This is a genomic window from Nocardia pseudobrasiliensis NBRC 108224 (assembly GCF_001613105.1).
GTDB classification, from domain to species: domain Bacteria; phylum Actinomycetota; class Actinomycetes; order Mycobacteriales; family Mycobacteriaceae; genus Nocardia; species Nocardia pseudobrasiliensis.
Window position 1 is genome coordinate 1 of the sequence record NZ_BDBS01000033.1, and the last position, 25,766, is coordinate 25,766.

Here is a 25,766-nt window from a genome sequence, read left to right on the forward strand (position 1 = left end):
GGGCGGGCCGGGCGGATACGAGCGTTCGCGCGGTCCGCGCGGCGGCTGCGGTCGGCTCGGAACGGACTGCGGATCGTCGGACCAGCCATCCGGCGCGGCCTGTCGCGGCGGCCCGGGCGGCACCCGACGCATCGGCCCGCTGGGCGGAGCCTGATTCACTCCGCCCGGAACGCGGCGGATCGGTTCACTGGGCGGAGCATTGCGCGGCCCGTGAATCGAGACCTGCCGGGTCGGATCTCCGGGCGCGACCGCATCCGGCCCCCCGGGCGGCGCGTGGCGTCGAGATCCCTGCGGCGGAGCCTGATTCGGCCCGGCCGGAGGCATCGGCCGCGGCGGGACCTGTCGCATCGCGCCACTGGGCGGTCCCGGGGGCGGGGTCTGCCGCATCGCGCCGTTGGCCGGCCCCTGGCTCGGCGGATCCTGTCGTATCGCGCCGCCAGCGGGCCCCTGGTTGGCCGGGTCCTGCCGCATCGTGCCGTTCGGTGGGCCCTGGTTCGGGGGGACCTGTCGCATTGCGCCGCCTGCGGGCCCCTGGTTGGGCGGCTCCTGTCGCATCGCGTCGTTCGGTGGGCCCTGGTTCGGAGGGACCTGCCGCATCGCGCCGCTGGCAGGGCCCGGGTTCGGGGGGATCCGACGTATCGCGCCGCTGGGCGGTCCCTGGTTCGGCGCAGCCGGTCGCATGACGCCGCCGGGCATCTGATTGACGCCGTTGGGCGGGCGCATCGGGTCGCCGGGGCGGCCGGGGGTAGGTGGCAGGCGCGGAGGCGGGCTGGCGGGCGGCACCTGGTTGCCGGGGGAAACGCGGGGAATCGAACCGCTCAGCGGTGGGCGGGGTGGCGCCGATTCATCGGTCGGCGGGCCGTCCTGTGGCGGGGCCGGTCGGCGCGGTCCGCGCTCCCACGGTGCGGCCGGGGCACGCCGCGGTGCCGGACGGTCGTCGCCCGGCCCTTGGGGTCGGGAGGCGTCGTAATCACTCACCGCGCCTCCCGGTCTCGCAGCGGCGGGAGGTCGCCCCGAATCGCCGCCCCGGCCGAACGCGCGCCGTGATCGCCGCTCATGGTTCCTCCTGTCGCTGCAGGACCCGTAGTCGCGCCCGCAGATAACGATTGACCCTGCGCCGCGTCCCGGTGTCCAACCCCTCGTCGGCCGGATCCGGCTGCCCCCGGAAGCGACGCCACAGTCGGCGTCCGGCGAGCAGGAGCAGCAGTGCACCGGCACATGCGGTAATTATCGCCAACGCCTGACCATAGGCGTTGGACCGCACCGAGACGGATACGCCGTTCCCCAGCGCGACACCGTCCGGTGTGGTAATGGAGATCGGAATGGTCAGATTGCGACTATCGATCACCTCGGTCGGGATCTGGAATGAGCGGGTGCCCTCGGCGGGCAGGATCTGCTCGCCGATATCGGTGATCTTCGTCTCGGTAGGGGCATCGATCCGGAATTTGATCCGGATCGCCACCGGTAGCGGATTACGCACCACCAGCAGCAGCGGACTCTTCTCCGAGGCCAGGGTGTACACCCCGCCCGGCGGCAGCACGGTCACCTCGCGGAACAGCGTGTCCAGCGTCCTGGTGGTCTGATCGAGCCTGCGCTGCGCCACGGTATCGGCCTGTCCGTCCGGACTGTTGCGATCCGACAGCGTCAGCACGCGCACCAGATCGTCGCGCAGCGGCGTCAGATACTGCCGCGGCGACGGCTCCTGCTGGGGAACCTCCGCCAGCGCCGAGAACAGATCGGTGATCCTCTTGTCCTGCGCGCGCAGCGGATCGATGAACTGATCGGGCACGGCCAGCTCGGCCACACCGCGCAGATAGTCGACGTCGAACGGGCGCGGATCCGGCGGTGTGGCAAGCAGATCGGCGAATGAGCGTGGCGTGGCCAGCCCGTTGCGCACCAGCAGTTCGAGCTGATTGAGCAGGGCGGACGCCTCGTCCTTGTTGGCGCTCCACTGCTGCGGCGGCATCAGCAGCAGCGAACGCGGCCCCCCGGCCTGCGGATTCAGCGCCGCCCACGACACCGCGCCGAGCGCGTCCTGCAGCCGGGCCGCGCGCGAGTCGTTGGCCAGTTTGTAGCGCACCCGCTCCGGGGTGAACGGCGGCGTCGGCGGATTGGAACCCACCGCGGCCAGTGCCGTCGCGGACCAGATGTCGAAGGTGGCCGCCTTCAAACCCGGCTCGGCAGGAGGCTGCGTATTCGGCTGGGCGGGAGGCAGAATCGCGGGCAGGCGCACCATGTCGGGTGCGGGCGAATCGCTCTCGGCCGCCATCACCGCGGTATTGCGCACGGTGCGCGCGACCCCGGTTGCGTTGCTGCGGGATTCGGCGGTGGAGACGGCCGTGTCGGCGAGGACCGCGGTGTGGAAGCCGTGCCCGGCCAACAGCGTGCCCGCCTCGGAGTCGATACTGCCCGAATCGGGCAGGGCCACGCCGCGCACCGATTTCACCGACAGCTGGGAATCCACGATATCGGCGGGCGCATCGATCGCGCGGGCACTCAGATCGGCATCATGGACGGCGGCCAGCGCGGGCAGGTCGACCTGCGCGAACGGCAGCGCGATCGTGCACATTCCGGAGGCCACCGCGCGCACCCGGTCCAGCCAGGCCTTGGCGGCGGCCGGTCCGCGATCGGAGCCGTCCCGGGTGGGGCCGCCCGGATCGGACGGACTGGCCAGCACCCGATAGCCCTGGGCCATCGCCGAAACCGTCAGCAGCAGATCCGGATCGACCGCCAGACAGATCGAGGAGGCCAGATTCGGCCCGGAACGACCGGACTCCGGACGCCGCACCGATTCCAGGGCCGCGACCAGCTGATCCAACCGGCCGCCCGTGGCCAGCTCGCCGGCCAATTCGTCATCGGTCAGCAGCGCCTTGCCCGGCAGCGGTCCGGTGATACCGCCCACCAGCCGGGGCCGATCGGCCAGCGGCCAGATCGTGGTGATCGCCATCGGCGCCTCGGTGGGTGCGGGAACGGGCTGCCCCGCATCGTCTTTCGCGTCGCTCGCGGCGGGCAGGCCCAGGACCGGCAGCAGGAAGCGGGCGTCGTCGAGCCGGGCCTGGCTGCCGTAGTCGGGCTGGCCGTTGACATTGAGCAGCAGCGGATAGACGCCCGGCTCGGTGATGTCGAGCGAGGAGGTGACCGGCGAACTGCCGCTGATCCCGTGCGTTCCGGCGCGCACGCCCACCCGGATCGTGAACTGTTTGCGCTGGGCCGGTTCGAGTCGGTCCGCGAGATCCTGGAACGGACCAACGACGTCGTAGTTCACCTGATCCAGGCGCAGCGACGAGCGCAGCCCGATACCCGTGGCCACGGGTGCGGCCCGCTGAATACGCACGCTGACATCGGAGACCGGCCGGTCACCGACATTGGTCACGGTCCCCGAGACGGTCAGCACCGAATCGCTGGTCGTCGTCACCGTTTCCGGCCCGACCGAATCCAGCGTGAGCTTGAGGAACTGTGGGCCCGACGAATTCGCGCCGGGCGACTGGGCGGCGGCCGGTCCGGCGAGTGTCGCCGCCGGTCCGGACAGCACCGCGAGCGCCAACGCGACGAACATCGGCACCCAGCGGCGCAGAGGGCGCCCCGCACGCGTCATTGTCTGCCGTTCTCCATCCGGTCGATCAGGCGGTTCGCGACCTCGGCGAGGCGTCGTTCGTCGGCATAGGCCAGGCGCGAGTCGAGCTCGGTGAGCGGCACCCAGGCCACCTTGGTGACCTCGACATCGGCATCGGAGAGTTCCCCGCCCAGCGAGCGCATCAGATAGTGATGCACGGTTTTGTGTACCCGGCGTCCGTCGGTCACGAACCAGTAGTCGATGCTGCCGAGTTCGGCCACGACCGTGCCGTTGATCCCGGTCTCCTCGGCGACCTCGCGCACGGCGGTCTGCTCGGCGGTCTCGCCCGCCTCGATATGTCCCTTGGGCAGCGACCACAGCAGGCGGCCGCGCCGATCGGTGCGCCCGATCAGGGCCGCGCAGCGCTTGTCGCGCGGGCCGTCGAGGCCGTCGACCACGAGACCACCCGCGGAGGTCTCGCGGACCGTGCGCATGCGCGGTTTGCTCTTGTTCTTCTGACTCTCCGCGGAGCTCCCGGCCGAACTGCGGCGCCGGGGCTGGCGGCGTCGACTGTTCGCGCGATCGGCCGGAGACACTGCGCCAGTTTAGCTGTGTTCATTTGGCCGCTCCTTCGTCGCGGCGGGGTTTGCGGCCCTGAGGCTCGTCGTTTCGGGGCCATCGCTGGCTCCTTCGTCGCGGACGCGATGACCCCGAAACGACGAGCCGGCCGCAAACCCTCTCAGGTTGGGCCGGGCGTGTCGTTGTGGGATGTCAGAGGGGGCTTCTATGCGGAGTCAACTGCGGGTTCGGGACCCACTAAGCTGCATCTCCGTGGTTTCGCCGAAGTCCGAGTCCGAGAACGACCGTCGTACCCGATTGCTCGCCGCGGCGGCGATCACACTGGGTCGGTTGTCGGATGTGCTGACCCCGCTGGGCGAGATGTTCGCCGCTCGCGGCCATGAGCTCTATCTCGTGGGCGGCAGTGTGCGGGACGCGGTGCTCGGGCGGTTGGGCACCGATCTGGACTTCACCACCGATGCTCGGCCGGAGCAGGTGCTCGAGATCGTGCGCGGGTGGGCCGACAACATCTGGGATACCGGGGGGCTGGCGTTCGGGACGGTCAGCGCCGCCAAATCCGGCTGGCAGCTGGAGATCACGACCTTCCGCAGCGATACCTACGATCGGGTCTCACGCAATCCGGAGGTTTCCTTCGGCGACACCCTCGCCGGCGATCTGGTGCGCCGCGATTTCACCGCCAATGCCATGGCCGTGCGCATCGGCGGACTGGGTGAGCTCGAATTCGTCGATCCGCTCGACGGTATGTCCGCACTGCTCGACGGCGTCCTGGATACGCCTGCGGCGCCGGAGGATTCGTTCAGCGACGATCCGCTGCGCATGTTGCGCGGTGCGCGGTTCGTCGCACAGCTCGGCTTCCGGCTGGCCCCGCGGGTACGCGCGGCGATCGTCGAGATGGCCGGGGAGATCGAGCGGATCACCGCCGAGCGGGTGCACGCCGAGCTGGACAAACTGATCGGCGGACAGTATCCGACCGAGGGCATCGATGTCATGTGCGAGACCGGCCTGGCCGCGCGGGTGCTGCCGGAGGTGCCCGCCATGCAGCTCGAGATCGACGAACACCATCAGCACAAGGACGTCTACCAGCATTCGCTGACCGTGCTGCGCCAGGCCATCGATCAGGAGGAGGGCGATCCGGATCTGGTGCTGCGCTGGGCGGCGCTGCTGCACGACATCGGCAAGCCGCCGACCAAGCGCAACGAGCCGGGCGGCGGCGTGAGCTTCCACCACCACGAGGTGGTCGGCGCGAAGATGGTGCGAAAGCGGATGCGCGCCTTGAAATATTCGAAGCAGTTCACCGAGGACGTCGCCCGCCTGGTCTACCTGCATCTGCGCTTCCACGGCTACGGCAAGGGCCAGTGGACCGACTCGGCGGTGCGCCGCTACGTCACCGATGCCGGTGATCTGCTCCCCCGCCTGCACAAACTGGTCCGCGCCGACTGCACCACCCGCAACAAGCGCCGCGCCGCCCAATTGCAGTCCACCTACGACGACCTCGAGATTCGCATCGCCCGCATCCAGGAACAGGAGGATCTCGCGCGGGTCCGCCCCGACCTCGACGGCAACGCCATCATGGAACTGCTCGGCCTGCCGCCGGGTCCCGAGGTGGGCCGCGCTTGGCGCTATCTCAAGGAACTGCGCCTCGATCGCGGGCCGATGGATCGCGACGAGGCCGAAGCGGCGCTGCGACAGTGGTGGGAGCAGGGCGCGCCCTAGCACTCAGAAGATGATGAGCGTGGTCCCCGCGACAATGGCGGAGCGGATCTGCGCGAGGTCGAACGAGCCTGCCATATCGGCGATCTCGATGCGGAAGTGAATGCGATCGTCGTGACGGTCGGCCCGGACGATGCGGATGTTGTCGGGTAGATCGGTGAGCGGTATCGGCGCCGGGCGCACCCAGCGGCGCGGGACTCGAAGGCCCCACCAGTAGGCCCGGTGGATCGCCACCGACAGCAGATTGTCGCCGACGCTCGCGTCCACCAGGGCGCGGAGTCTTCGGCGGCGATGCCGGGCGATGAGCAGGCCGTCGGTCTCGACCCCGATCTCCCAGTCCAGCTGCCAGGCATTGAGCCAATTCGCCACGGCGGTTGTCGTGACCGTGCCGGTGATGTCGAGCGTGGTGGTCCGGACCCTGGTCGGCACCCCCGGAATCAGCCGGACACCGTGCGCGATCACGGTCATCGCCTCGATCGGATGTCCGTTCCACAGCAGATCCGTGAGCACCGTCTTGGTCTGGAAATGCGCGCCGCGGCGGCGCGCCTTCAGGGTCGTCAGTGTGGCCGTCATTTCGTGGCCGAGCAGGGTCGCGCTCACCTCGCGCCCGCCGAACTGACTCAGAATCCCCTCGCTGAGCAGCGTCATCAGCACATCCGGCACCAGCGCGGTGACGGTACCCGCGCCCAGGTCCGCTACCGGGTCCAGCCAGGCGAACCAGGATTTCGGATCGAAATAGGTGGCCATGATTGGTTCGAGCGTACTGGCCGGGGCGCGACATCCGGGTGGACGGTTGGTGACTTCTCCGGAATCGGGGCACCGAAGCGCCGCGGATTCGGATGTTCGCACGTTGTTCGTCCGAGAATGCGGTTCTATGCTGCTGCTCGTGCCCAGCTTGCGGATCCGCGACGCCGCCGAACTCCTCGGCGTCAGCGATGACACCGTGCGGCGCTGGATCGATACCGGCGCCCTCGCGGCGCACAAGGACGACTCCGGCCGCCTGATGATCGACGGCAAGGAACTCGCCATCCTGGCGGCGGGTAACGCGCGGACGCCGCAGACCAGGCTGGGTAGTGCCAGTTCGGCACGTAATCGGTTCCCCGGACTGGTCACTCGCGTGGTGGCCGACGGGGTGATGGCTCAGGTGGAGATGCAATGCGGTCCGTTCACAGTCGTGTCGTTGATGAGCAGCGAATCGGTGGCCGCGCTCGGCCTGGAGCCGGGCAGCGTCGCGGTGGCCAGCGTCAAGGCGACGACCGTGGTCGTGGAAACGCCGTCGGCATGAGGCGATTCGCGATCGTCCTCACCGCCGCGGCCGTCACGGCCGCGCTGGCGGGCTGCGGTTCCCAGGATTCCGGCGGCTCCGACCGGACCACCCTCACCGTCTTCGCCGCGGCCTCACTGAACAAGGTCTTCACCGACCTCGGCACGAAATTCGAGGCGGCGCACCCGAATACGAAGGTGACCTTCTCCTTCGCGGGTTCGTCGGATCTGGCCGCCCAGCTGAATCAGGGCGCGCCCGCCGATGTCTTCGCCTCCGCCGACACCGCGAATATGGATAAGGCGGTCAACGGCGGACGCATCACCGAGAAGCCGGAGAATTTCGCGACCAACGTCCTCACCATCGTCACCCCGCCCGGCAATCCGAAACATATCGCGGCCCTGTCCGATCTGACCCAGCCCGGCCTGCGGCTGGTGGTGTGCGCCCCGCAGGTGCCGTGCGGTTCGGCGACCAAGAAGGTCAGCGCCGCCGCGAATGTCGCGCTGAAGCCGGTGAGCGAGGAGTCCGCGGTCACCGACGTACTGGCCAAGGTCACCTCCGGCGAGGCCGATGCGGGACTGGTCTATGTCACCGATGCGGCGGGCGCGGGCGCGAAGGTCGGCACCGTGGCCTTCCCGGAATCCTCCGGTGCGGTGAATACGTATCCGATCGCGACCGTGGCCGATTCGAAGCACGCCCAACTCGCGCACGACTTCGAAGCCCTGATCGCCGGTCCGGACGGTCGCGCCGCACTGGCCGCCGCGGGCTTCGGAGCGCCGTGAGCCGCGGTAGATGATTCACGTGAAACCGGGTGTGCCGCGCTGGATCCTGCTGCCCGCGGCGCTCGGCTTTGCCTTCGTCATCGGACCGCTGCTCGCGCTGACCGGCGCGGTGGATTGGTCGCACTACCTCACGCTGGTGACCACTCCCGCCTCGCGGGACGCCCTGTGGCTCAGCCTCGAAACCGCCGCGGTGAGCACCGGGCTGTGCGTACTGGTCGGCGTGCCGATGGCGGTCGCGCTGGCCCGGTTGCGGTGGCGAATCCTGCCGACGTTGCGCGCGTTGGTGTTGCTGCCGTTGGTGTTACCGCCTGTGGTGGGCGGCATGGCGCTGTTGTATCTGTTCGGGCGCTATGGTCTTATCGGCCGTCATCTGGAGGCGCTCGGGGCGCGAATCGCGTTCAGCACCACCGCCGTCGTACTCGCCGAGGCCTTCGTCGCCCTGCCGTTCCTGGTGATCACCCTCGAGGGCGCGATGCGTACTGCGGGTGATCGCTACGAACGCATCGCGGCCACCCTGGGCGCGGGACCGACCATGGTCTGGTGGCGAATCACCCTGCCGCTGTTGCGTCCCGCGCTGATCTCGGGCGCGGTGCTGACCTTCGCCCGCTCGCTCGGCGAATTCGGCGCGACCCTCACCTTCGCGGGCAGCCTGCAGGGCCGGACCCGTACCCTGCCGCTCGAGATCTATCTGCAGCGCGAGAACGATCCCGATGCGGCCGTGGCGCTGTCGCTGCTGCTGGTGGTGTTCGCGGTGCTCATCGTGCTGATCGCCTATCGTCGCGTCGGGGTGGCCGAGGGTCGCGACTGGGCGGGCGGGCTGTGGCGCCGGGGCGGTTCGGGACGGCGGGGGGCGGCGTGAACGATTCGGCGGGACTGGAGGTTTCGGTACGCCTGGCCGAGCGCGGCGTCGAGGTCGATCTGACGGTGGCGCCCGGTGAGGTGCTCGCCCTGCTCGGGCCCAACGGCGCGGGTAAGTCGACGATGCTGGAGTTGATCGCGGGTCTGCTCCGCCCGGACGCGGGCCGAATCCGGCTGGGCGGCAGAGTGCTCTTGGATACCGTCGACGGCCGCGAGGCGCCACCGCATCGCCGCGGCATCTCGATGCTGGCCCAGGACGCCCTGCTGTTCCCGCATCTTTCGGCGGCCGCCAATGTGGCCTTCGGTCCGCGCAGTCGAGGTATGGGCAGGCGCGCGGCGGATGCGCTCGCGGCCGATTGGCTGCGGGCCGTGGACGCGACCGAATTGAGCCGACGCCGCCCCGGCGAACTGTCCGGCGGCCAGGCCCAGCGCGTGGCCCTGGCCCGGGCGCTCGCCGTCGATCCCGATCTGATCCTGCTGGACGAGCCCATGGCCGCCCTGGATGTGGCCACCGCCCCGGCCATGCGCACCCTGCTGCGCCGGGTGGTGCGCGCCGCCGAGCGAAACGGTGTGGGCCGCAGCGCGATTCTGGTGACCCACGACATCGTCGACGCGCTGACCCTGGCCGATCGGGTGGTGGTTCTGGAGGCGGGCCGCGTTGTCGAACAGGGTCCGGTGGCCGAGGTCCTGTCCCGGCCGCGCAGCGCGTTCGCGGCCCGGATCGCCGGAGTGAATCTGCTGGTCGGCGCGGCCGAGCCCGGTGGATCGACCGATATCGGCGCGGTGCGCTGCGGTGCGGACATCGTGTACGGGCAGCGCGTGGGCGATTGGGCGAACGGAACCCGGGCGGCCGCCGTCTTCTCCCCTGCCGCGGTTGCCGTATATCGCGATCGTCCGACCGGCAGTCCGCGCAATATCTTTCGCGTCGAGATCGCCGAACTCACCGACCGCGGCGGCATCATTCGCGTGCACGCGACGGATCGGGCCGACGGCGGCCCCGGAATCGCCGCGGATCTGACCCCCGGCGCGGTCGCCGAACTCGCACTGGCACCGGGACTTCCGGTCCACTTCGCCGTGAAGGCGACCGAGGTCCAGGTCTATTCCTGCTGATGTGGCAACCGAGCAAGCACAATCGAACCCGCGGTATCTCGACCAGGCCGATCGGGAACCCCGCGGCCGTCGATCGCGTCGAACCGATATGACCGACATCGAGTACGTCTTCGGCTGCGGCGACGGTCCCGGCCGGAACTGGTCCTCCCCGGCCGATCTGGAGCTGACCGCGACCGGCGGCTACGACGCGGTACTACTCGATTTCGACGGTGACGGCCGATACGACGACGCGCTCTGGGACAGCGACGGTGACGGCCGCGCCGATATCGCCGCCCTGGATCTGGACGACGACGGTCTGCTCGACCACTTCTTCACCGATCCCGAGGGCGGCGGCACCTGGGCCGATCCGCTGTGGCCGGTCAGCGAGTGACGGTCCGCCGCCGGGAATTCGCCGCCACGGCCGCGATGCCGAGGCCGTAGATCACCGCACCCGCGAGCACCACGCCCAGCGAGCGGCCGTCGGTCGGGATCACCAGTGCGGTCACCGCGATGGCCAGGACGAAGGTGATGTTGAAAACGGTGTCCTGCAGCGCGAAGACCTGCCCGCGCCGGGAGTCGTCGATATCGATCTGCATGGTGGCGTCGCCGGTCAGTTTGATCGTCTGCCCGGCCAGGCCGAGCAGGAACGCGCCCGCCAGCAGCAGATGATGGGCCCGCCCCTCGGCCTCGCCGTGCGCGACGGTGATCGGGGTGACCAGCGCCAGCTGCACCACGAGCGCGGTCAGCAGTCCGGCCACCACCGTGCGCGGGCGGCCCAGCCGCGGAATCAGCAGCGGCGCGACCACGGCCGCGGTCAGCATGCCCGAGGCGACCGCGGTGATCGCCACCCCGAATCCGACCAGACCGCTGCTCAGCGACACTCCGGGTCCCTGGGTCCGCCGCAGGACCAGCACCATCAGCAGGGTGTTGGCGCCGAAGACGATTCGATGTACGCCGATGCCGAGCATCGCGGTCGTACATTCGCGCGAATCCCATACCGCGCGGGCGCCGGTGCGCAGCCCGATCAGGATCGCGCGCACCGAACTGGTCGGCGCGCTCTCCCCGGGTTCCGGACCGAGGATGCGGGCGCTGAATCCGGCCGCGACCACCGCGCCGATCACCGAACCCGACGCGCTGACCGCGACGGCCACCGCCGAGGCGAGATCGCCGGATCCGATCGCGCCGATGATCGCGACCGCGGCCGCCGCGCCCAGTCCGGCACAGGCCGAAGCCGTGGTCGCCAGTACCGAATTCATCGGCACCAGCCAGCGCTGGTCCAGCACCCGCGGCAGTGCCGCCGACACCCCGGACAGGACGAAGCGGCTGATCCCGACCACGGACAGCGCCAGCAGCAGCAGCGGCGTATCGCCGATGCCACCGAGCAGCCCCGCGGCGGCGATCGCGATCAGCAGCGCCCGCAGCGCATTCGCCACCAGCAGCACGGTCCGCCGATCCCAGCGGTCCAGCAGCGCCCCGGCATACGGACCGATCACCGAATACGGCAGCAGCAGCACGGTGAAACCGCCCGCGATCGCCAGCGGATCGGTCGCGCGCTCCGGATTGAACAGAATCGCCCCCGACAGCGCGGCTTGGAACATGCCGTCGCCGAACTGCCCCGAAAACCGCACCAGCGCCAGTCGCGCCATCCCCGGACCGCGCAGTACGGCCGTCACGGCCGCCCGCCGGGTGGCGGGCTGTTGATCGATCATCTCAGTGCTCGGATTTCGCGGTCACCAGCGCGGAGACCGTCTCGCGCATATCGGGCGCCATCGGCAGTTCGGCCAGCGCCGCGGCGTCGATCCAGCGGAACGCGTCGTGTTCGCCCGGCGCCAGCGACACCTCGCCCGGTTCCACCTCGACCACGAAGCTGTACTTACGCACCTTGGCCTTGGTGCGGGTCGCGTAGTCGAAGCCGCCGACCACGTCGACGATGTGGCGCACCCGCAAACCGGTCTCCTCGAACAACTCTCGCGCCACACAGTCGGCGAATGATTCCCCGGGCTCCACCCCACCACCCGGCAGCTCGTACATACCGCCGTGCCAGTCATCGGCGACACGCCGTACCACCAGCAGTTTACGTTCCCGGAACACGGCCACGCCGACCACGAAGTGATCGATGCCCGCGCTGCTGGCCTGTTGCCGGAGGGTGCGCTCGATGCCCGCGAGTGCTTCGGGTCGCATCAGCGATTCACCTCCGGTTCGGGTTGCGGCACATCATGATACGGGCGGTGCGCCGACGGGGCTCGGTGCGCGGGCGCGGGGCCGGTGCGCCGGGTGTTCGCCACCGGCGGGCGACCGGGTTCGAATCCGGGCTGCGGGTCCGCGCGATCGCCGCATCCTGGGTATGTGGCGCTACAGGCTAGAATTTACTAGGAATTCAGGGCTCGGCGCGGGAGGTGCTCCTACCCTGAAGGATGATCGGTGCTCGGCCCGAGAGGAGGACCACGGTGTCCACACTCACGACACCACACATCGATGTCCATCGTGGCGGCGACCGCATGAAAACCCGTGTGGCGTGGCTGGATTCGAAGCATTCTTTCTCGTTCGGCGAGCACTACGATCCCGACAACACCCATCACGGCCTGCTGCTGGTGAACAACGAGGACATCGTCGTTCCGGGCCAGGGTTTCGACACCCATCCCCATCGCGATATGGAGATCGTGACCTGGGTGCTGAGCGGATCGCTGGTTCATCAGGATTCGCTCGGGCACAGCGGGATCATCTATCCCGGCCTGGCCCAGCGCATGAGCGCGGGCACGGGCATCCTGCACTCGGAGAAGAACGATTCGTGGCGTTTGGCCCCCGCCCAGGGCGGCACGACCGAACACAGCGACCCGGTGCACTTCGTTCAGATGTGGGTGGTCCCCGACGAGCCCGGCCTCTCCCCCGGGTATCAGCAGCTCGAGGTCGACGACGAATTGGCCGCGGGCGATCTGGTGACGGTGGCCTCGGGCCTGTCGCGCTATCGCGACCGGACCGCGATCATGATCAACAGCAGTCACTCCGCCCTGCATGTGGCGCGTATGCCCGGCGAAGCGGGTCCGCCGGTGGAATTGCCCGAGGCGCCCTATCTACATCTGTTCGTCGCGCGCGGCGAGATAGATATGGAAGGGGTCGGCACCCTGTACGAGGGCGACGCGGTGCGGCTTACGCGCAGCGGCGGTCAGCGGATCGCCGCGAATCTGCCCTCGGAAATCCTGGTGTGGGAGATGCACGCCCGGCTCGGCGCGCAATAACATCTCAGGCGCACCGAACCCGGCATATCACCCGGGGCCAACGAGAGGACAGCCATGACGGAGAATCCGCCTCCCGGCGAGTACCCGCCGCCCGGTCAGACGCCCCCGCCCGGTCAGTATCCGTACGGCCAGACGCCTCCGCCGGGCGGTCAGTATCCGCCCCCGCCCCCGGGTTCGTATCCACCGCCACCGGGTCAGCCCTGGCAGGAGCAGAAGGGCCGCGGCCTCGCGATCACCGCGCTGGTGCTGGGCATCATCGCGCTGCTGAGCTGCTGGACCATTGTCGGCGGCATCCTGTTCGGCCTGGTCGGTGTCATCTTCGGCATCATCGCGCTGGTCAAGTCCCGCAGGGGCACCGCGGCGGGCGGCGGTATGGCCGTGGCCGGTCTGGTGCTGAGCCTGCTCGGCCTGATCGCCGCGATCGTGATCACGGCGATCGGGGTCAACATCTTCGTCAACAACGGTGGCAAGGATTTCCTCGACTGCGTGAACAAGGCGGGCAGCGATCAGTCGAAGCTCGATCAGTGTCAGCGGGATTGGAATCAGACGCTGGAGAACAAGTACAGCGTCACGCTGAGCCCGCCACCGACGAGCTAACGCACCCGGCACCCGCGGGTGACGGTCAGGACCGCGCCGAAATCCGGCCGGAAATCACCCGCGGGCGCATCGATCCACACCCGATAGCCCGTGCGCTCATCGGCCGGTGACGGCAGCACGATGCGGGTGCCGGGCAGCGCCAGCGCCGCGCCGAGATGTATGAGCTCGGCGGCCACGCTCAAATCCTGACCCGATTCGTCGACGTGCCCGGTCAGAAAGGTCCAGCGTGACGAGCGCGGATGTCCGACGATCGGCCCGAGTTCGGGCAGTCGCTCGCGGACCCGATGACCGAGTACCGCGGGCATGGTGACGGCCCCGACGGGGCCTACCTCCAACATGATTCGGCCCAGCGCGGGTTCGACCACGCCGTAGAGGGCGTTCTCCTTGCGATAGCGACGACAGCGTTCGAGCGCCTCCTGTACGGCGGCGTACGACGCGGTGCTCAATGCGGGCTCAGCATGTTCACGGCGAACCTCATCCGGAGTAGGGACGGCGTGAAGCGGTTATGCACAGACCGTATCGTCGGGTAATGCGGATGACAATAGTCACACGCCGGAGATTCTCAGGGCGTAGCATGACCCTGCATGGCACCTCTCTCGCCAACGGTCGCCCGGTGGGAATTGGTTCTGCGCCTGCGTGAATTGCGTGAGCAACGGGGATTCGATTCGGCGACCTTCGCCAAACGCGTGGGTTTCACCCCGGCCAACTGGTCGCATGTCGAGAAGGGGCGACGGGTTCTCACCGTCAACACGATCGGTCCGGTGCTGGCCCTGCTCGACGTGCCCGACGAGGAGCGCGACGAACTGCTCGCCCTGCTCGCGGCCAGCAAGGATCGCGGCTGGTGGACCAAGTCCTCGGCGCTGATCGGCCCGGAATTGCAGCGCTACTACGGCATGGAGTACGGCGCGGAGAGCATTCGCAGCTACGACAGCCTGGTGATTCCCGGCCTGCTGCAGACCGAGGCCTATGCCCGCGCGCTGATCAGCGCCGATGTCATGATCCGCCCGGTGCAGGTGGAACAGCTGGTGGCCGTGCGCATGCGGCGTCAGGAGCGGTTGCGCGGTTGTGAGCGAGTGGAGTTGACGGCCGTCGTGGGCGAGGCGACGCTGTTGCAGCAGATCGGCGGACCCCGGGTGCTGCGCGGGCAGCTGGAATATCTGGCCGATCTGCTCGAGGAGCTCGAATCGGTGGAGCTGCGGGTCATTCCGTTCACCGCGCCCGCCGGCGCCATCCTGGGCGGATCCAGCTTCCACCTGCTGGATTTCGCCGCCGACAGCCTGCCGACCTTCGGCTGGGCCGAGAGCGCGGTTTTCGGCGGCGCGGTCGACAATCCCGAACAGGTCCGCGATCTGGCGTTTGCATATGTCCGTGCGTTGGACCAATCCCTCAGTCGCACTGAGACATTGGCGATGATTCGCAAGTACGCACGCGTGTAAAATCTGCCCATGCCAACCACCGCTGGATACCGGCCGGATGCCACGGGCTGGTTCACGTCGTCTCGCACCAACAACGGCAATCAATGCGTCGAGGTCCGGTTCGACGGTGACGCGGTGCTCATCCGTGACAGCAAGTTTCGTCGCAACCCGGCTCACCGCCAAGAGGACGAGCCCGTCATCACCGTCACCGCCTCCGAATGGATGTCCTTCCTCGCCACGGTCCGCGACCGCCTCGCCACCGCCGGTGAGCTCACCGCCCACACCGCCACCGACGGCCACACCACCCTGCGCCACAACGATGTGATGCTCACCTACACCCCCGACGAATGGGCGGCCTTCGTGGCCGGCGCCCACGACGGGGAATTCGATCGAGTCCGACCGTCGGCATACTGGACAGCGTGACTTCCGATGTGACGACTCCCTCCGGCCTCGATCTGACCTACCGCGACGACGCCGTGCGGGTGCAGGACGATCTGTTCGCGCACGTCAACGGTAAGTGGCTGGACGAATACGAGATACCGGCCGACCGGGCGGTCGACGGCGCGTTCCGGAAGCTGTACGACCGAGCCGAGCTGGACGTCCAGACGATCATCCAGCGCGCGGCCGCCTCGGATGCCGCCCCGGGCAGCGACGAGCGCAAGATCGGCGATCTGTACTCCAGCTTCATGGCCGCCGAGGCGGTCGAGGCCGCGGGGCTGACCCCGATCGCCGATGAGCTGGCCGCGGTGCGCGGGGTCGCCGATCGCGCCGAATTCGCCGCCCTGCTGGGCCGGTTGCAGCGCACCGGCATCGGCGGCCCGCTGAGCTACTACGTCGACACCGACGACAAGAATTCCCAGCGCTATCTGGTGCACGCCACCCAGGCGGGTATCGGGCTGCCCGACGAATCCTATTACCGCGGCGACGATTACGCCGAGATCCGTACCAAATACGTCGAGCACATCGGCCGCATGTTCACCCTGGCCGGCATCGAGGACGATCCCCGGCGGGTATTCGAAATCGAGCGCAAACTCGCCGCCGGACACTGGGATGTGGTGCGCCGCCGCGACGCCGAATTGAGCTACAACCTCACCACATTCGAGGCCCTGGCCGCCGAGAATCCGGAATTCGACTGGGACGCCTGGACTTCCGCGCTGGCCGAGCATACCGGCCGTCCGGGACGTGAGCTGTTCGCCGAGGTCGTGGTGCGCCAGCCCGATTATGTGCGCACCTTCGCCCAGGTGTGGGCCGCCGAATCGCTGGCGGACTGGCGTGCGTGGGCCACCTGGCGGGTGCTGCGCGCGCGGGCGCCCTATCTCACCGCGGCCCTGGTCGAGGAGCATTTCGATTTCGCCGGACGCACCCTGACCGGCGCGCAGGCCAATCGCGAGCGCTGGAAGCGCGGCGTCTCGCTGGTACAGGATCTCCTCGGTGAGGCGGTCGGCAAACTCTATGTGGCCGAACACTTCCCGCCCGCGGCCAAGGAGCGGATGCAGCAGCTGGTGGCCAATCTGACCGAGGCCTACCGCCGCAACATTACCGATCTGGACTGGATGAGCCCCGAGACCAGGCAGGCCGCGCTGGCCAAACTGGACAGGTTCACGCCCAAGATCGGCTACCCGGACACCTGGCGCGACTATTCCGATCTGGAGATCGATCCCGCGGATCCGGTGGGCAACTACCGCCGCGGCTATGCCGCCGAACACGACCGCGATCTGCGCAAGCTGGGCGGTCCGGTCGATCGCGGCGAATGGTTCATGACCCCGCAGACGGTCAACGCCTACTACAACCCGGGCATGAACGAGATCGTCTTCCCCGCCGCGATCCTGCAGCCGCCGTTCTTCGATATGAACGCCGACGACGCGGCCAACTACGGCGGTATCGGTGCGGTCATCGGCCACGAGATCGGGCACGGCTTCGACGATCAGGGGGCGAAATACGATGGCGACGGCAATATGATCGACTGGTGGACCGATGCCGACCGCGCCGAATTCGGTAAGCGCACCAAGGCGCTGATCGATCAGTACAACCGGTTCTCGCCCAAGGATCTCGACGACAGTCACACGGTCAACGGCGAATTCACGATCGGTGAGAACATCGGCGACCTCGGCGGTCTGTCGATCGCGCTGCAGGCCTACCGAATCTCCCTCGGCGATACGGAGCCGCCCGTGATCGACGGCCTCACCGGCCTGCAGCGGGTGTTCTTCGGCTGGGCTCAGGTCTGGCGCACCAAGGCCCGTAAGGAGGAGGCGATCCGTCGCCTCGCCGTCGACCCGCATTCGCCGCCGGAGTTCCGCTGCAACGGCGTCGTGCGCAACCTCGACGGCTTCCACGAGGCCTTCGAGGTCACGCCCGGCGACGCGCTGTACCTGGATCCGGCTGAGCGCGTACGGATCTGGTAGACGGTCAGATTCTGAGTTCGCTGCTCGCGTCGAAGAAGTACACCTCATCTGTCTTCGGCGCGAGCAGCAGGCGATCGCCGAGGCCGACCTGGAAGCGGCGGTCCACCCGGGCGACGATCTTGCCGGAGCGGCTGGACCATTCGTCGCTCACGCCGTGCGCGTAGACGAACGATTCCGAACCGAGTTCCTCGAGCAGTTCCACCTCCACGGCCAGCGCATTGCTCGCATCGGTGGTGGTTTCCCAGGATTCGGGCCGGATGCCCACGACCACCCGGTCGCGATCGGATCCGTTGCGCGGGATCGGAATCCGCAGCTCGTTCAGCACGGCCGCACCCTCGCGCACCGGCGCGGTGAACAGATTCATCGCCGGTGAGCCGATGAAGCCCGCGACGAAGGTGTTCACCGGATCGTCGTACAGCTCGCGCGGCGCGGCCACCTGCTGCAACTGCCCGTCGCGCAGCACCGCGACCCGATCGCCCATGGTCATCGCCTCGACCTGGTCGTGGGTGACGTAGACCGTGGTGGTGCCCAGGCGTTTCTGCAGCGCCGCGATCTGGGCGCGGGTGCTGACGCGCAGTTTGGCGTCCAGATTCGACAGCGGCTCGTCCATACAGAACACCTGCGGGCGGCGCACGATCGCGCGACCCATGGCCACCCGCTGACGTTGTCCGCCGGACAGTTTCGCGGGTTTGCGGTCGAGCAGCTGCTCGAGTTCGAGCATGCGCGCGGCCTCGAGCACCCGGGCCAGAGTGTCGGCCTTGTTCATACCCGCATTGCGCAGTGCGAAGCCCATATTCTGCGCCACGGTCATATTCGGATAGAGCGCATAGCTCTGGAACACCATCGCGACATCACGGGCCCGCGGCGGCAGACCCGTGACATCGCGGCCGCCGATCAGAATGCGGCCCTGCTCAACCGATTCCAGGCCGGCCAGCATGCGCAGACTGGTCGACTTGCCACAGCCCGACGGGCCGACGAGGACGAGGAACTCCCCGTCGGCGATATCGATGTCCAGGCTGTCGACGGCGGGTGTGGGCGCACCCGGGTACAGATGCGTCACACTGTCGAATTGCACCGTCGCCATGCGGCGGGCCTCCTTGAATCATTCCTACTTGGGCAGCTTGGGGGCGATCTGACGGTCGTAGATCGCCTGCAACTGATTGCTCACATCGGCGAAGACCGTGGCGACATCCTTGTTCTGCAGGCCGATCTGTTCGAGTCCGGTGCCGATGATCTGGTCGCCACCGGGCAGGAATACGCGCGCGTAGTCCTGCGACTTCGTCAGCGCCAGTTGGTCGAACGCGGTCTTGGAGTTCGGGTTCTTGGCCAGGAAGTCCTTCTCGCTGGCGTCCTCGACCGCCGACTTGCGGACCGGGATGTATCCGGTGGCCTGCGTGAAGTATGCGGTATTGGCCGAATTGGTCAGGAAGTCGATGAATTTGAGCGCATTGGCCTTGCGCTGATCGGAGATGCGCGCCGGAATCGCCAGTCCCGCACCGCCGGTCGTGCAGCCGGGGCCGTGCGGATGCGGCAGGAAGGCGGTGCCGAATTCCAGCTTGCCCGCGGCATTCTGTTTGATGCCCTTGAGATCTCCGGTGGAGGCGATCGTCGAGGCGACCACGCCGGTGCCGAAGTCGACCGCGATCTGCGGGCGGATACTCGCATACTTCTTGTTGTTGATCGACTCGCGCAGGTAGTTGCCCGCCGCGATGGTGGCCGGATCGCTGAACTTCAGCTTCCACTGATCCGAGTACGAGCCGCCGAAGGTCCAGTTCGGGCCCTGGAAGGTCCAGGCCAGGTAGTTCTTGGCGTCACCCCAGCCGTGCGCCCACTTGCCGTCGCCGACGACGCCCTGGATCTTGGGGCCCCACTCGTCGAATTCCTGCCAGCTCTCCGGACCGCGGTCGGGCAGACCGGCCTTCGACCAGACGTCCTTGTTGTAGTAGAACAGCGGCGTCGAGCGCGAATACGGCAGCGCCCAGGTCTTGCCGTTGAACTTGTAGTCGTTGAGGAAGGTGTCGACGTAGTCGTCCACCTTCACCCCCGCGGCGGCGAAGTGACCGTCCAGCGGTTCGATCGTGCCGTTGAGGGCGTAGTTGAACCACCAGACATCCGACAGCACAACCACATCGGGCAGTTCACCACCGGACAGCGCGGCGTTGAACTTCTGCGCCACCTCCTCGTAGTTGCGGCCCGCATCGATGAGGTTGACCTTCAGATCCGGATTCTGCGCCTGGAAGCGGTTGATGATCTCGGCCTCCTGGTCCTTGGAGGTGCCGGGGTGGTTGGACCAGAAGGTGATGGTGTTGGAGTTGCCGGACTGCTTGCTGCCGCCGCCGGTTCCGGCGCAGGCGGTCAGGGCCAGTCCGGTCGCCGCGGCCGCGGACGCGCCGAGAAACCCGCGTCGCGACAGCGACGGGAATCGAACATCGGGCACAGGAATCTCCTTGTGGGGGTTAACCTTTGACCGCACCGGAGGTGAGGCCCTTGATCATGTGCCGCTGCAGGATCAAGAAGACCAGCAGAATCGGCAGCATGGTGAGCAGGGTGCCGGCCATCACCGGACCCCAATTGGTGACACTGGGGTTCTCGGTGTTCTGCAGCAGCGTCAGGCCCACCGGCAGCGGCGCGACGCGCGAATCGTCGGCCATCAGGAACGGCCACAGATATTCGTTCCACTCGTTGACGAGCGTGACCACCGCGAACGCGACCATGGTCGGCCCGGACATCGGCAGCACCACCCGGGTGAGCAACCGCCACCAGTTCGCGCCGTCCATCCGCGCGGCCTCGATGACCTCGGCCGGCAGCGACAGGAAGTGATTGCGCATCAGGAAGGTGCCGAAGGCGACGCCGCACAGCGGAACGATGATGCCCTGGAAGGTATTTCGCCAGCCCAGCTGGGAGATCAGCGCGTAGTTGGAGATGACCGTGATCTGATTGGGCACCATGAGCGCCGCGATGATCACCAGGAATACGATCGTCTTACCCGGGAATCGCAGAAACACCAGGCCATAGGCGCTGAGCACGCCGAGGACGAATTTCACCGCGGCGATGATCGCGGTGATGATCAGCGAATTGCGCAGGAAGTGCCAGAACGGCAGCGCGGTCGTCGCCTCGTGGAAGTTCTCCGGATGCCAGCTGTGCGGCCAGTAGACCGCGGGCTGGGTGTAGATGTCCGGACGCGCCTTGAACGCGGTGATGATGATCCAGAACAGCGGTACGCCGACGATCACCAGGACACACGCCATGGCGGCATAGCCGAGCAGGGTCGCGGCCAGCTGGCGGCGGCGGTAGTTCGCGCTGTGCATCATGGCTGTGGTCATCGGTCGCCTCGATCCATGACGCGCACCTGCACCAGCGTGACGATCAGCAGCACCACGAACATGATGGTGGCCACCGTCGCGCCGTAGCCCGCGCGGAAGTTGCGGAAGGACTCCAGGTAGACCTGGTAGACCATGGTCGTCGTGCCGGTGCCGAGCGGTCCGCCGCGGGTCATCACATTGATGATGTCGAAGACCTGCAGCGAGTTCAGCATGACCGTGATCGACAGGAAGAATGTGGTCGGGCGCAGCTGCGGCAGCAACACCCGGGTGAAGGTGGTCCACCGGCTCGCGCCGTCGATCTCCGCGGCCTCCAGCAACTCCTGGCGCTGGCCCTGCAGGGCGGCCAGATAGATGACGAAGGTGTAGCCGAGGTTCTTCCAGATGTAGGTGATCGTCACCATGAACAGCGCCCAGTGCGGATTCTGGTAGAAGTCCGGCACATTCGTCACGCCGAGCCGGTGCAGCAGATCCTGGACCAGGCCGAAGCTGGGATCGAAGATGAACTGGAAGGCCACGCCGATCGCCGCGCCGGAGATCACGAACGGGGCGAAGATCGCCGAGCGGACCACATTGCGGCCGAACAGCTTCCGATCCAGCAGCAGCGCCAGCGCCAGCCCGAGCGCCATACTGCCCGCCACGGCCGCGACGGTGAAGATCACGGTATTGGCGACGATGTCCCAGGAATCGGTCCGCCCGAACCACTCCGTGTAGTTCGCGACGCCGATATAGTTCGCTACCGGATCGGAAATATTCCAATCGGTAAAAGACAGTCGTATGTTGTCCAGCAGCGGCCGATACACGAACAGCCCCAACAGGATCAGATTCGGCAGCACCAGCACCAGAAACAGCGCGTAGTCTCGCCAGGGTCGGCCCTTCAGACCACGAACCGGGGGTTGGGGCAGTACTCGTTCGGGCCGGGATCGCACCGCGGCAGTGTGTCCGGTTCGGGCAAATTTGCGGTTAACCGCTGACGCCCGTCCGTTGAACAAATCGGACATGGGCGGAATATTAGGGCGGCAAACCGCTTTCGGACGGTGAAATGAGCGAAGCCCGCTCCGCGCGATGCGGAGCGGGCCTCGGGGCCTTACCTATCTCAGTTCCAGTCGCCCATGCCGTCGCTGGTGCTGAAGGTGCCGGTCGAATTCTGGACGATGACCGGATCGCCCTTCTGCGAGTTCTCGAAGAACCACTGGGCATCGGCCGGGCTGACGTTCAGGCAGCCGTGGCTGGTGTCCGAAACGCCCTGCTGCGCAACCGACCACGGGGCCGAGTGCACGAAGATGCCGCTGTTGGACAGGCGGGTGGCCCACTCGACCTCGAGCTTGTAACCCTCCGGATCGGTGGTCGGGACCCCGTAGGTGGAGGAGTCCATGATCATCTTCCGGTTCTTCTCGCCCACGTAGTAGGTGCCATTGGGCGTCTCGTGCTTGGCCTTGCCCATCGAGGTGGGCATGGTCTTGATGACCTCGCCGTTGCGGGTGACGGTCACCGTGTGGGTGGCGTCGTCGGCGACGGACTTGATCTCGTCGCCGATCTTGTAGGCGACCTTGGTGCCGCCCGCCTCGACGGTGATATCGGAGTTCGCGGGCCACAGCTCCTCGGGCCGCCAGCGCACCTGCTTGTCGCCGCGCCAGTAGAAGTGGCCGTTGGTGGCATTGCTGGAGGTGATCCGAATGGCCTTCTCGGCCGCGTCGTGATCGGCGACCGGCTCCTTGAAGTTGATGATGATCGGCTGCGCCACGCCGACCACATCGCCGTCGCTCGGGCTCACGCTCGGCGGGGCGAAATTGGCCTGGGGCAGCGGCGGCGGATTCTTCATGGGAGCCGCGCCGGGTGCGGGCTGCGGGGCCTGCACGACGGCCGGAGCGCCCGGCACATCCGGGCCGCCGGGCCACAGCGGGGCGGCCGATGCCGGCGCGACGGAGATCGCCGCGGCGGTGGCCACCGCCAGTGAGGTCACCGCCAGGGATAGGACGCCGATCCGAGCGGGTCGGCTCGTCGAGTTCCGAGCGGGTTTCCAGGTGGTGGTGCGCACAGCCGTTTCGTCCTCTCCATCCTCTTTCGCACGCAGGCGGCGTGCGGGAAGGTCTCGCGCGATACGAGCGCCGGGCGTTATATCGGCCCCGACCCGGAATCCATTACTACATCTCGTGCGTGCCGCAGCCAATTGCCTTCTCGCAGTTATGAAGACCGACTCCCCGGTGTGCGATACGTCACAGGCGCGACGCGCTGTACGCGCCGGACCGGGAATGCGCCGTTCGCATCGGCGAGTCGGTCGCGTCGCGGGTGCGACCGCTCGCAAACGGCGACGATGCGTCCCGAAACCTTATTGTGAGGCAAATCACTCGCAATCGGTTCGGGCGAACAGGACATCGAAGGTGATTCCGGCATGTGGTCCGGTGGCGATGTTGTGCGGCACCGCCAGCGGAATTCGGCCGCGGGCATAGCGTGGGGACAGATTCAGCTCGACCCGGTTCAAAACCGTCGCCAGCGCGATGCGCAACTCGTAATCCGCCAGTGGCGCTCCGATACAGCGTCGATGCCCGCCGCCGTAGGGCGCGAATTCGAACGGGCCGTAGCGGCGCTCGAGAAAGCGTTCGGGCGCGAAGCGTTCGGGGGCGGACCAGATCTCGGGATCGGAGTGCAGCAGCGGCGTGGCCAGACCCACGGTGTCACCGGCAACCAGCGCGACCCCTCCGAGGCGCAACGATCCGGTCAAGCGCCGCAGCACGATCGGCACCGGCGGATGCAGCCGCAGCGTCTCCTGGCAGACGGCGTCCAGATATGGCAGCCGGGCCAGTTCACCGGGTTCACAGTCGGGGCCCGCCGCGGCGAGTTCCCCCCGCAGCCGGTCCAGCGTCTCCGGATTCCGGTGCAGCCGGTACAGCGCCCAGACCAGGCTGGTCGCGGTGGTCTCGTGTCCGGCCACGAGCAGGGTGCGCAGCTGTTCGCGCAGTTCCGCGTCGCCGATCGCGCCGCCGTCCTCGTACCGCGCGTCGAGCAGCAGGGTCAGCATGTCCTCGCCGTCGCCCCCGCTCGCCGGCCGGGCGGCGATATCGGCATCGATGAGGGCGTCCAGCCGCGCGCGTGCGGCCAGGAACCGATCCCACGGCCCGTGCCCGAACGTGCTGTGCCGCAAGGCCGGTACGAGCATGAGCGGTCCGCTGAACGCGGTCAGGAATTCTGCAACGGCCGCGGTGTATTCGGCGCGCCGCCGATCGTCGGCGAGGCCGAAGACCGCGCGCAGAATGACCCGCAGCGTAATCGCCCGCGCCGCGGCGCGAGCGTCGATTCGCGCACCCGTGCGCCATGCGGGCCCACGCCCGCAACCCGCCAGCTCCGCCTCGACGGAATCGCGAATGATCATGCCGTAGTTGCGAATTCGATCGCGATGAAATGCGGGCGCCAAAAGCGATCGCATCGGCCTATGCCGATCCGATCGGGCGAGAATCAACGAGGCCGAACCGACCAGTGGCTCAATGGGATTCGGATGGGGCGGTTCCAATATCTCCACGGGGGCCCGAAACAATTCCTTTGCGCCCGAACATGTTCCGGTGAACAGTGCGGCGCCGAATCCCGGAAATCGAACGAAGAACGGATCTCCGTCGTGTGCGCGACGCCATCGGAAATACCGATCGAAATCCATTCCGGCCCACAGCGCGTGCAGTACCGCCGCCCGCGGTACCCGCGGCCGCGCCGAAACGGTCGACGGGCTGTTCATACCCTCGGATACGTTTCAGCGGACCGATCGGTTCGACGCCTATTGCGGCCGGCGCAGTACGGTCGCGCGCGCCTGCGCGCCCAATCGGGCCAATCGCCCGTCGCCGATCGTGTTCAGCGAATTGCCCAGGCGATTGGTCACGAAGGCCACCGACATCCCCAGCTCCGGATCGGCGTAGGCGCCCGAACCGCCGACGCCGTAGTGCCCGAAACCGCGGCGGATCGGGTGACGCGAGGCGATGGGCGGACGGTGATAGCCGAGAGTGAACCCCAGCGGGAGCCCGATGACGTAATCGCGCCCGCGACTCTGCACCCGGCTGATCTGCGCGATGGTCTCCGGCCGCAGCAACCGCGTGTCGTCGACGCGGCCGTCATTGGCCAGCGCCCCGTACATCCGGGCCAGCGCCCGCGCGGCGAATACACCGTTGAAACCGGGCATCACCGAATCGTGCACGCGCGGATCGTCCACCAGCAGATCGAAACCCAGCGGCATACCGGCCTCGGCGATACCCGCGAGGCGGCGACTGCGGGCCAGTACCGACGCGGCGGTATCCCAGCGCAGCACCGGCACCCGCAGCCGGGGGAAGGTCCGCGCGATGCGATGGCGCTGATCCTCGGGCACCCGGAACCAGAATTCCGGCGCGCCCAGCGGTTCGGCGATCTCGCGGCGCAGCACCTCGGTGAACTCGTCGCCGGTCACCCGCTGCACGATCTCGGCGACCAGCCAGCCGAAGGTCACCGCGTGATATCCGGAGGACTGCAGCCGGCGCGGATCCGGTTCGGCATCGGCCAGCGCCCGGACCATCGCGTCGAAATCGAGCAGGCCGTCGGGGGTCTCGGCGAGGCCGCGCACCCGATGCAGTCCGGCCCGGTGCGCGAGCACATCGCGCACGGTGATCTCGCCCTTGCCGTGTGCGGCGAATTCCGGCCAGTACGTCGCCACCGGCGCGTCGTAGTCGATCAACCCGCGTTCGGCCAGCCGGTGCAGCACTGTCGAGGCCACGCCCTTACCGGTCGAGAAGGCCAGGGCGACGGTATCGGAACGCCAGCGTCGATCGGGTGCCGCCCAGCCCGCCCAGACATCGACCACCGGGCGGCCGTGCAGGTAGATCGCGAGTGCGCCGCCGCCGCGCGCGGGTCGTTCGAACATCCGGAAGAACCGATGTACCAGTGGCACGAAGCGCGGATCGATCGTCATCTGCGGTTCGGCGGTCGATGCGGATGCCGCAACCATGCCCACC

General features: G+C 67.9%; 24 protein-coding genes. 11 read left to right on the forward strand and 13 right to left on the reverse strand.

What is annotated here, in order from left to right; all coding sequences use genetic code 11:
- Positions 1–1,054: 1,054 nt before the first annotated feature.
- Complete coding sequence (locus NP4_RS25125; protein WP_068002568.1) at positions 1,055–3,595, reverse strand: DUF6049 family protein; 2,541 nt, start codon at positions 3,593–3,595, stop codon at positions 1,055–1,057.
- Positions 3,592–4,149, reverse strand: coding sequence for an NUDIX hydrolase (locus NP4_RS25130; RefSeq protein WP_068002571.1), 558 nt, complete (start codon positions 4,147–4,149; stop codon positions 3,592–3,594). Before NP4_RS25130 ends, NP4_RS25125 begins: the two co-directional genes overlap by 4 nt.
- Positions 4,150–4,384: 235 nt before the next feature.
- On the opposite strand from NP4_RS25130, the gene NP4_RS25135 reads away from it, so the two are divergent.
- The gene (locus NP4_RS25135) at positions 4,385–5,845 is read left to right on the forward strand and encodes a CCA tRNA nucleotidyltransferase (RefSeq protein ID WP_068002574.1); all 1,461 of its coding nucleotides are present in this window, start codon (positions 4,385–4,387) and stop codon (positions 5,843–5,845) included.
- Positions 5,846–5,848: 3 nt separating this feature from the next.
- On the opposite strand, the gene NP4_RS25140 is transcribed toward NP4_RS25135, so the two are convergent.
- Positions 5,849–6,589: a hypothetical protein gene (locus NP4_RS25140; protein ID WP_068002577.1), complete on the reverse strand. Its 741-nt coding sequence runs from the start codon at positions 6,587–6,589 to the stop codon at positions 5,849–5,851.
- A gap of 139 nt (positions 6,590–6,728) precedes the next feature.
- On the opposite strand from NP4_RS25140, the gene NP4_RS25145 reads away from it, so the two are divergent.
- The 5 genes from NP4_RS25145 (at position 6,729) to NP4_RS25165 (ending at position 10,223) form a co-directional block, all read left to right on the forward strand.
- Positions 6,729–7,127, forward strand: coding sequence for a TOBE domain-containing protein (locus NP4_RS25145; RefSeq protein ID WP_068002883.1), 399 nt, complete (start codon positions 6,729–6,731; stop codon positions 7,125–7,127).
- Positions 7,124–7,885 (forward strand): molybdate ABC transporter substrate-binding protein, encoded by a 762-nt coding sequence (gene modA, locus NP4_RS25150; protein WP_068002580.1) that lies wholly within the window; start codon positions 7,124–7,126, stop codon positions 7,883–7,885. Before NP4_RS25145 ends, modA begins: the two co-directional genes overlap by 4 nt.
- A gap of 13 nt (positions 7,886–7,898) precedes the next feature.
- Positions 7,899–8,744 carry an ABC transporter permease gene (locus NP4_RS25155; protein ID WP_373863866.1) on the forward strand — a complete coding sequence of 282 codons (846 nt, stop codon included), beginning with the start codon at positions 7,899–7,901 and terminating at the stop codon, positions 8,742–8,744.
- Positions 8,741–9,853, forward strand: coding sequence for a sulfate/molybdate ABC transporter ATP-binding protein (locus tag NP4_RS25160; RefSeq protein ID WP_068002886.1), 1,113 nt, complete (start codon positions 8,741–8,743; stop codon positions 9,851–9,853). Before NP4_RS25155 ends, NP4_RS25160 begins: the two co-directional genes overlap by 4 nt.
- An 88-nt stretch (positions 9,854–9,941) precedes the next feature.
- On the forward strand, positions 9,942–10,223 hold the full coding sequence (locus tag NP4_RS25165; protein WP_068002586.1) for a hypothetical protein: 282 nt from the start codon (positions 9,942–9,944) through the stop codon (positions 10,221–10,223).
- Here the strand turns inward: NP4_RS25165 and NP4_RS25170 are convergent.
- Both NP4_RS25170 and NP4_RS25175 read right to left on the reverse strand, forming a co-directional pair.
- A complete protein-coding gene (locus tag NP4_RS25170; RefSeq protein ID WP_068002589.1) occupies positions 10,213–11,541 on the reverse strand; it encodes an MFS transporter in 1,329 nt (442 codons plus the stop codon). The genes NP4_RS25165 and NP4_RS25170 overlap by 11 nt on opposite strands.
- A 1-nt stretch (position 11,542) precedes the next feature.
- Positions 11,543–12,013, reverse strand: a complete 471-nt coding sequence (locus NP4_RS25175) for an NUDIX hydrolase (protein WP_068002592.1) — start codon at positions 12,011–12,013, stop codon at positions 11,543–11,545.
- 266 nt (positions 12,014–12,279) lie between these two features.
- Here NP4_RS25175 and NP4_RS25180 point away from each other — a divergent pair, with 266 nt between their 5' ends.
- Both NP4_RS25180 and NP4_RS25185 read left to right on the forward strand, forming a co-directional pair.
- Positions 12,280–13,068, forward strand: coding sequence for a pirin family protein (locus NP4_RS25180; RefSeq protein WP_114755882.1), 789 nt, complete (start codon positions 12,280–12,282; stop codon positions 13,066–13,068).
- Between the two features lie 54 nt (positions 13,069–13,122).
- Entirely contained in the window at positions 13,123–13,665 is a 543-nt protein-coding gene (locus tag NP4_RS25185; RefSeq protein WP_068002597.1) for a DUF4190 domain-containing protein, read from the forward strand.
- Here the strand turns inward: NP4_RS25185 and NP4_RS25190 are convergent.
- Entirely contained in the window at positions 13,662–14,111 is a 450-nt protein-coding gene (locus NP4_RS25190) for a hypothetical protein (protein ID WP_068002599.1), read from the reverse strand. The two genes, NP4_RS25185 and NP4_RS25190, sit on opposite strands and share 4 nt — an antisense overlap.
- 138 nt (positions 14,112–14,249) lie before the next feature.
- Here NP4_RS25190 and NP4_RS25195 point away from each other — a divergent pair, with 138 nt between their 5' ends.
- Genes NP4_RS25195 through NP4_RS25205 form a run of 3 tightly spaced genes read left to right on the forward strand, consistent with a single transcriptional unit; the run spans position 14,250 to position 17,482 of the window.
- Entirely contained in the window at positions 14,250–15,101 is an 852-nt protein-coding gene (locus tag NP4_RS25195) for a helix-turn-helix domain-containing protein (RefSeq protein WP_068002603.1), read from the forward strand.
- A 9-nt stretch (positions 15,102–15,110) separates the two neighbouring features.
- Positions 15,111–15,503, forward strand: a complete 393-nt coding sequence (locus NP4_RS25200) for a DUF397 domain-containing protein (protein ID WP_068002606.1) — start codon at positions 15,111–15,113, stop codon at positions 15,501–15,503.
- Positions 15,504–15,511: 8 nt separating this feature from the next.
- On the forward strand, positions 15,512–17,482 hold the full coding sequence (locus NP4_RS25205) for a M13 family metallopeptidase (protein WP_068002890.1): 1,971 nt from the start codon (positions 15,512–15,514) through the stop codon (positions 17,480–17,482).
- A 4-nt stretch (positions 17,483–17,486) separates the two neighbouring features.
- Here NP4_RS25205 and NP4_RS25210 read toward each other — a convergent pair whose 3' ends face one another.
- The 7 genes from NP4_RS25210 to NP4_RS25240 form a co-directional block, all read right to left on the reverse strand.
- Entirely contained in the window at positions 17,487–18,566 is a 1,080-nt protein-coding gene (locus tag NP4_RS25210) for an ABC transporter ATP-binding protein (protein WP_068002609.1), read from the reverse strand.
- 24 nt (positions 18,567–18,590) lie between these two features.
- The gene (locus NP4_RS25215) at positions 18,591–19,919 is read right to left on the reverse strand and encodes an ABC transporter substrate-binding protein (RefSeq protein WP_068002610.1); all 1,329 of its coding nucleotides are present in this window, start codon (positions 19,917–19,919) and stop codon (positions 18,591–18,593) included.
- A 19-nt stretch (positions 19,920–19,938) separates the two neighbouring features.
- Positions 19,939–20,805, reverse strand: coding sequence for a carbohydrate ABC transporter permease (locus tag NP4_RS25220; RefSeq protein ID WP_068002613.1), 867 nt, complete (start codon positions 20,803–20,805; stop codon positions 19,939–19,941).
- Entirely contained in the window at positions 20,802–21,731 is a 930-nt protein-coding gene (locus NP4_RS25225; protein ID WP_068002894.1) for a carbohydrate ABC transporter permease, read from the reverse strand. The genes NP4_RS25220 and NP4_RS25225 overlap by 4 nt, the downstream gene beginning before the upstream one ends.
- Positions 21,732–21,898: 167 nt before the next feature.
- Complete coding sequence (locus tag NP4_RS25230) at positions 21,899–22,765, reverse strand: L,D-transpeptidase (RefSeq protein WP_307597781.1); 867 nt, start codon at positions 22,763–22,765, stop codon at positions 21,899–21,901.
- Between the two features lie 381 nt (positions 22,766–23,146).
- Positions 23,147–24,526 (reverse strand): cytochrome P450, encoded by a 1,380-nt coding sequence (locus tag NP4_RS25235; protein WP_068002616.1) that lies wholly within the window; start codon positions 24,524–24,526, stop codon positions 23,147–23,149.
- Between the two features lie 39 nt (positions 24,527–24,565).
- Positions 24,566–25,759, reverse strand: coding sequence for a serine hydrolase domain-containing protein (locus tag NP4_RS25240; RefSeq protein WP_068002619.1), 1,194 nt, complete (start codon positions 25,757–25,759; stop codon positions 24,566–24,568).
- Positions 25,760–25,766: the final 7 nt, after the last annotated feature.

Bases quoted from the DNA above. Each gene is read 5' to 3' on its own strand.
- NP4_RS25125 (WP_068002568.1), bottom strand. From the start codon at position 3,595: ATGACGCGTGCGGGGCGCCCTCTGCGCCGCTGGGTGCCGATGTTCGTC.
- NP4_RS25140 (WP_068002577.1), bottom strand. From the start codon at position 6,589: ATGGCCACCTATTTCGATCCGAAATCCTGGTTCGCCTGGCTGGACCCG.
- modA (WP_068002580.1), top strand. From the start codon at position 7,124: ATGAGGCGATTCGCGATCGTCCTCACCGCCGCGGCCGTCACGGCCGCG.
- NP4_RS25165 (WP_068002586.1), top strand. From the start codon at position 9,942: ATGACCGACATCGAGTACGTCTTCGGCTGCGGCGACGGTCCCGGCCGG.
- NP4_RS25170 (WP_068002589.1), bottom strand. From the start codon at position 11,541: ATGATCGATCAACAGCCCGCCACCCGGCGGGCGGCCGTGACGGCCGTA.
- NP4_RS25175 (WP_068002592.1), bottom strand. From the start codon at position 12,013: ATGCGACCCGAAGCACTCGCGGGCATCGAGCGCACCCTCCGGCAACAG.
- NP4_RS25185 (WP_068002597.1), top strand. From the start codon at position 13,123: ATGACGGAGAATCCGCCTCCCGGCGAGTACCCGCCGCCCGGTCAGACG.
- NP4_RS25195 (WP_068002603.1), top strand. From the start codon at position 14,250: ATGGCACCTCTCTCGCCAACGGTCGCCCGGTGGGAATTGGTTCTGCGC.
- NP4_RS25200 (WP_068002606.1), top strand. From the start codon at position 15,111: ATGCCAACCACCGCTGGATACCGGCCGGATGCCACGGGCTGGTTCACG.
- NP4_RS25210 (WP_068002609.1), bottom strand. From the start codon at position 18,566: ATGGCGACGGTGCAATTCGACAGTGTGACGCATCTGTACCCGGGTGCG.
- NP4_RS25220 (WP_068002613.1), bottom strand. From the start codon at position 20,805: ATGACCACAGCCATGATGCACAGCGCGAACTACCGCCGCCGCCAGCTG.
- NP4_RS25235 (WP_068002616.1), bottom strand. From the start codon at position 24,526: ATGAACAGCCCGTCGACCGTTTCGGCGCGGCCGCGGGTACCGCGGGCG.
- NP4_RS25240 (WP_068002619.1), bottom strand. From the start codon at position 25,759: ATGGTTGCGGCATCCGCATCGACCGCCGAACCGCAGATGACGATCGAT.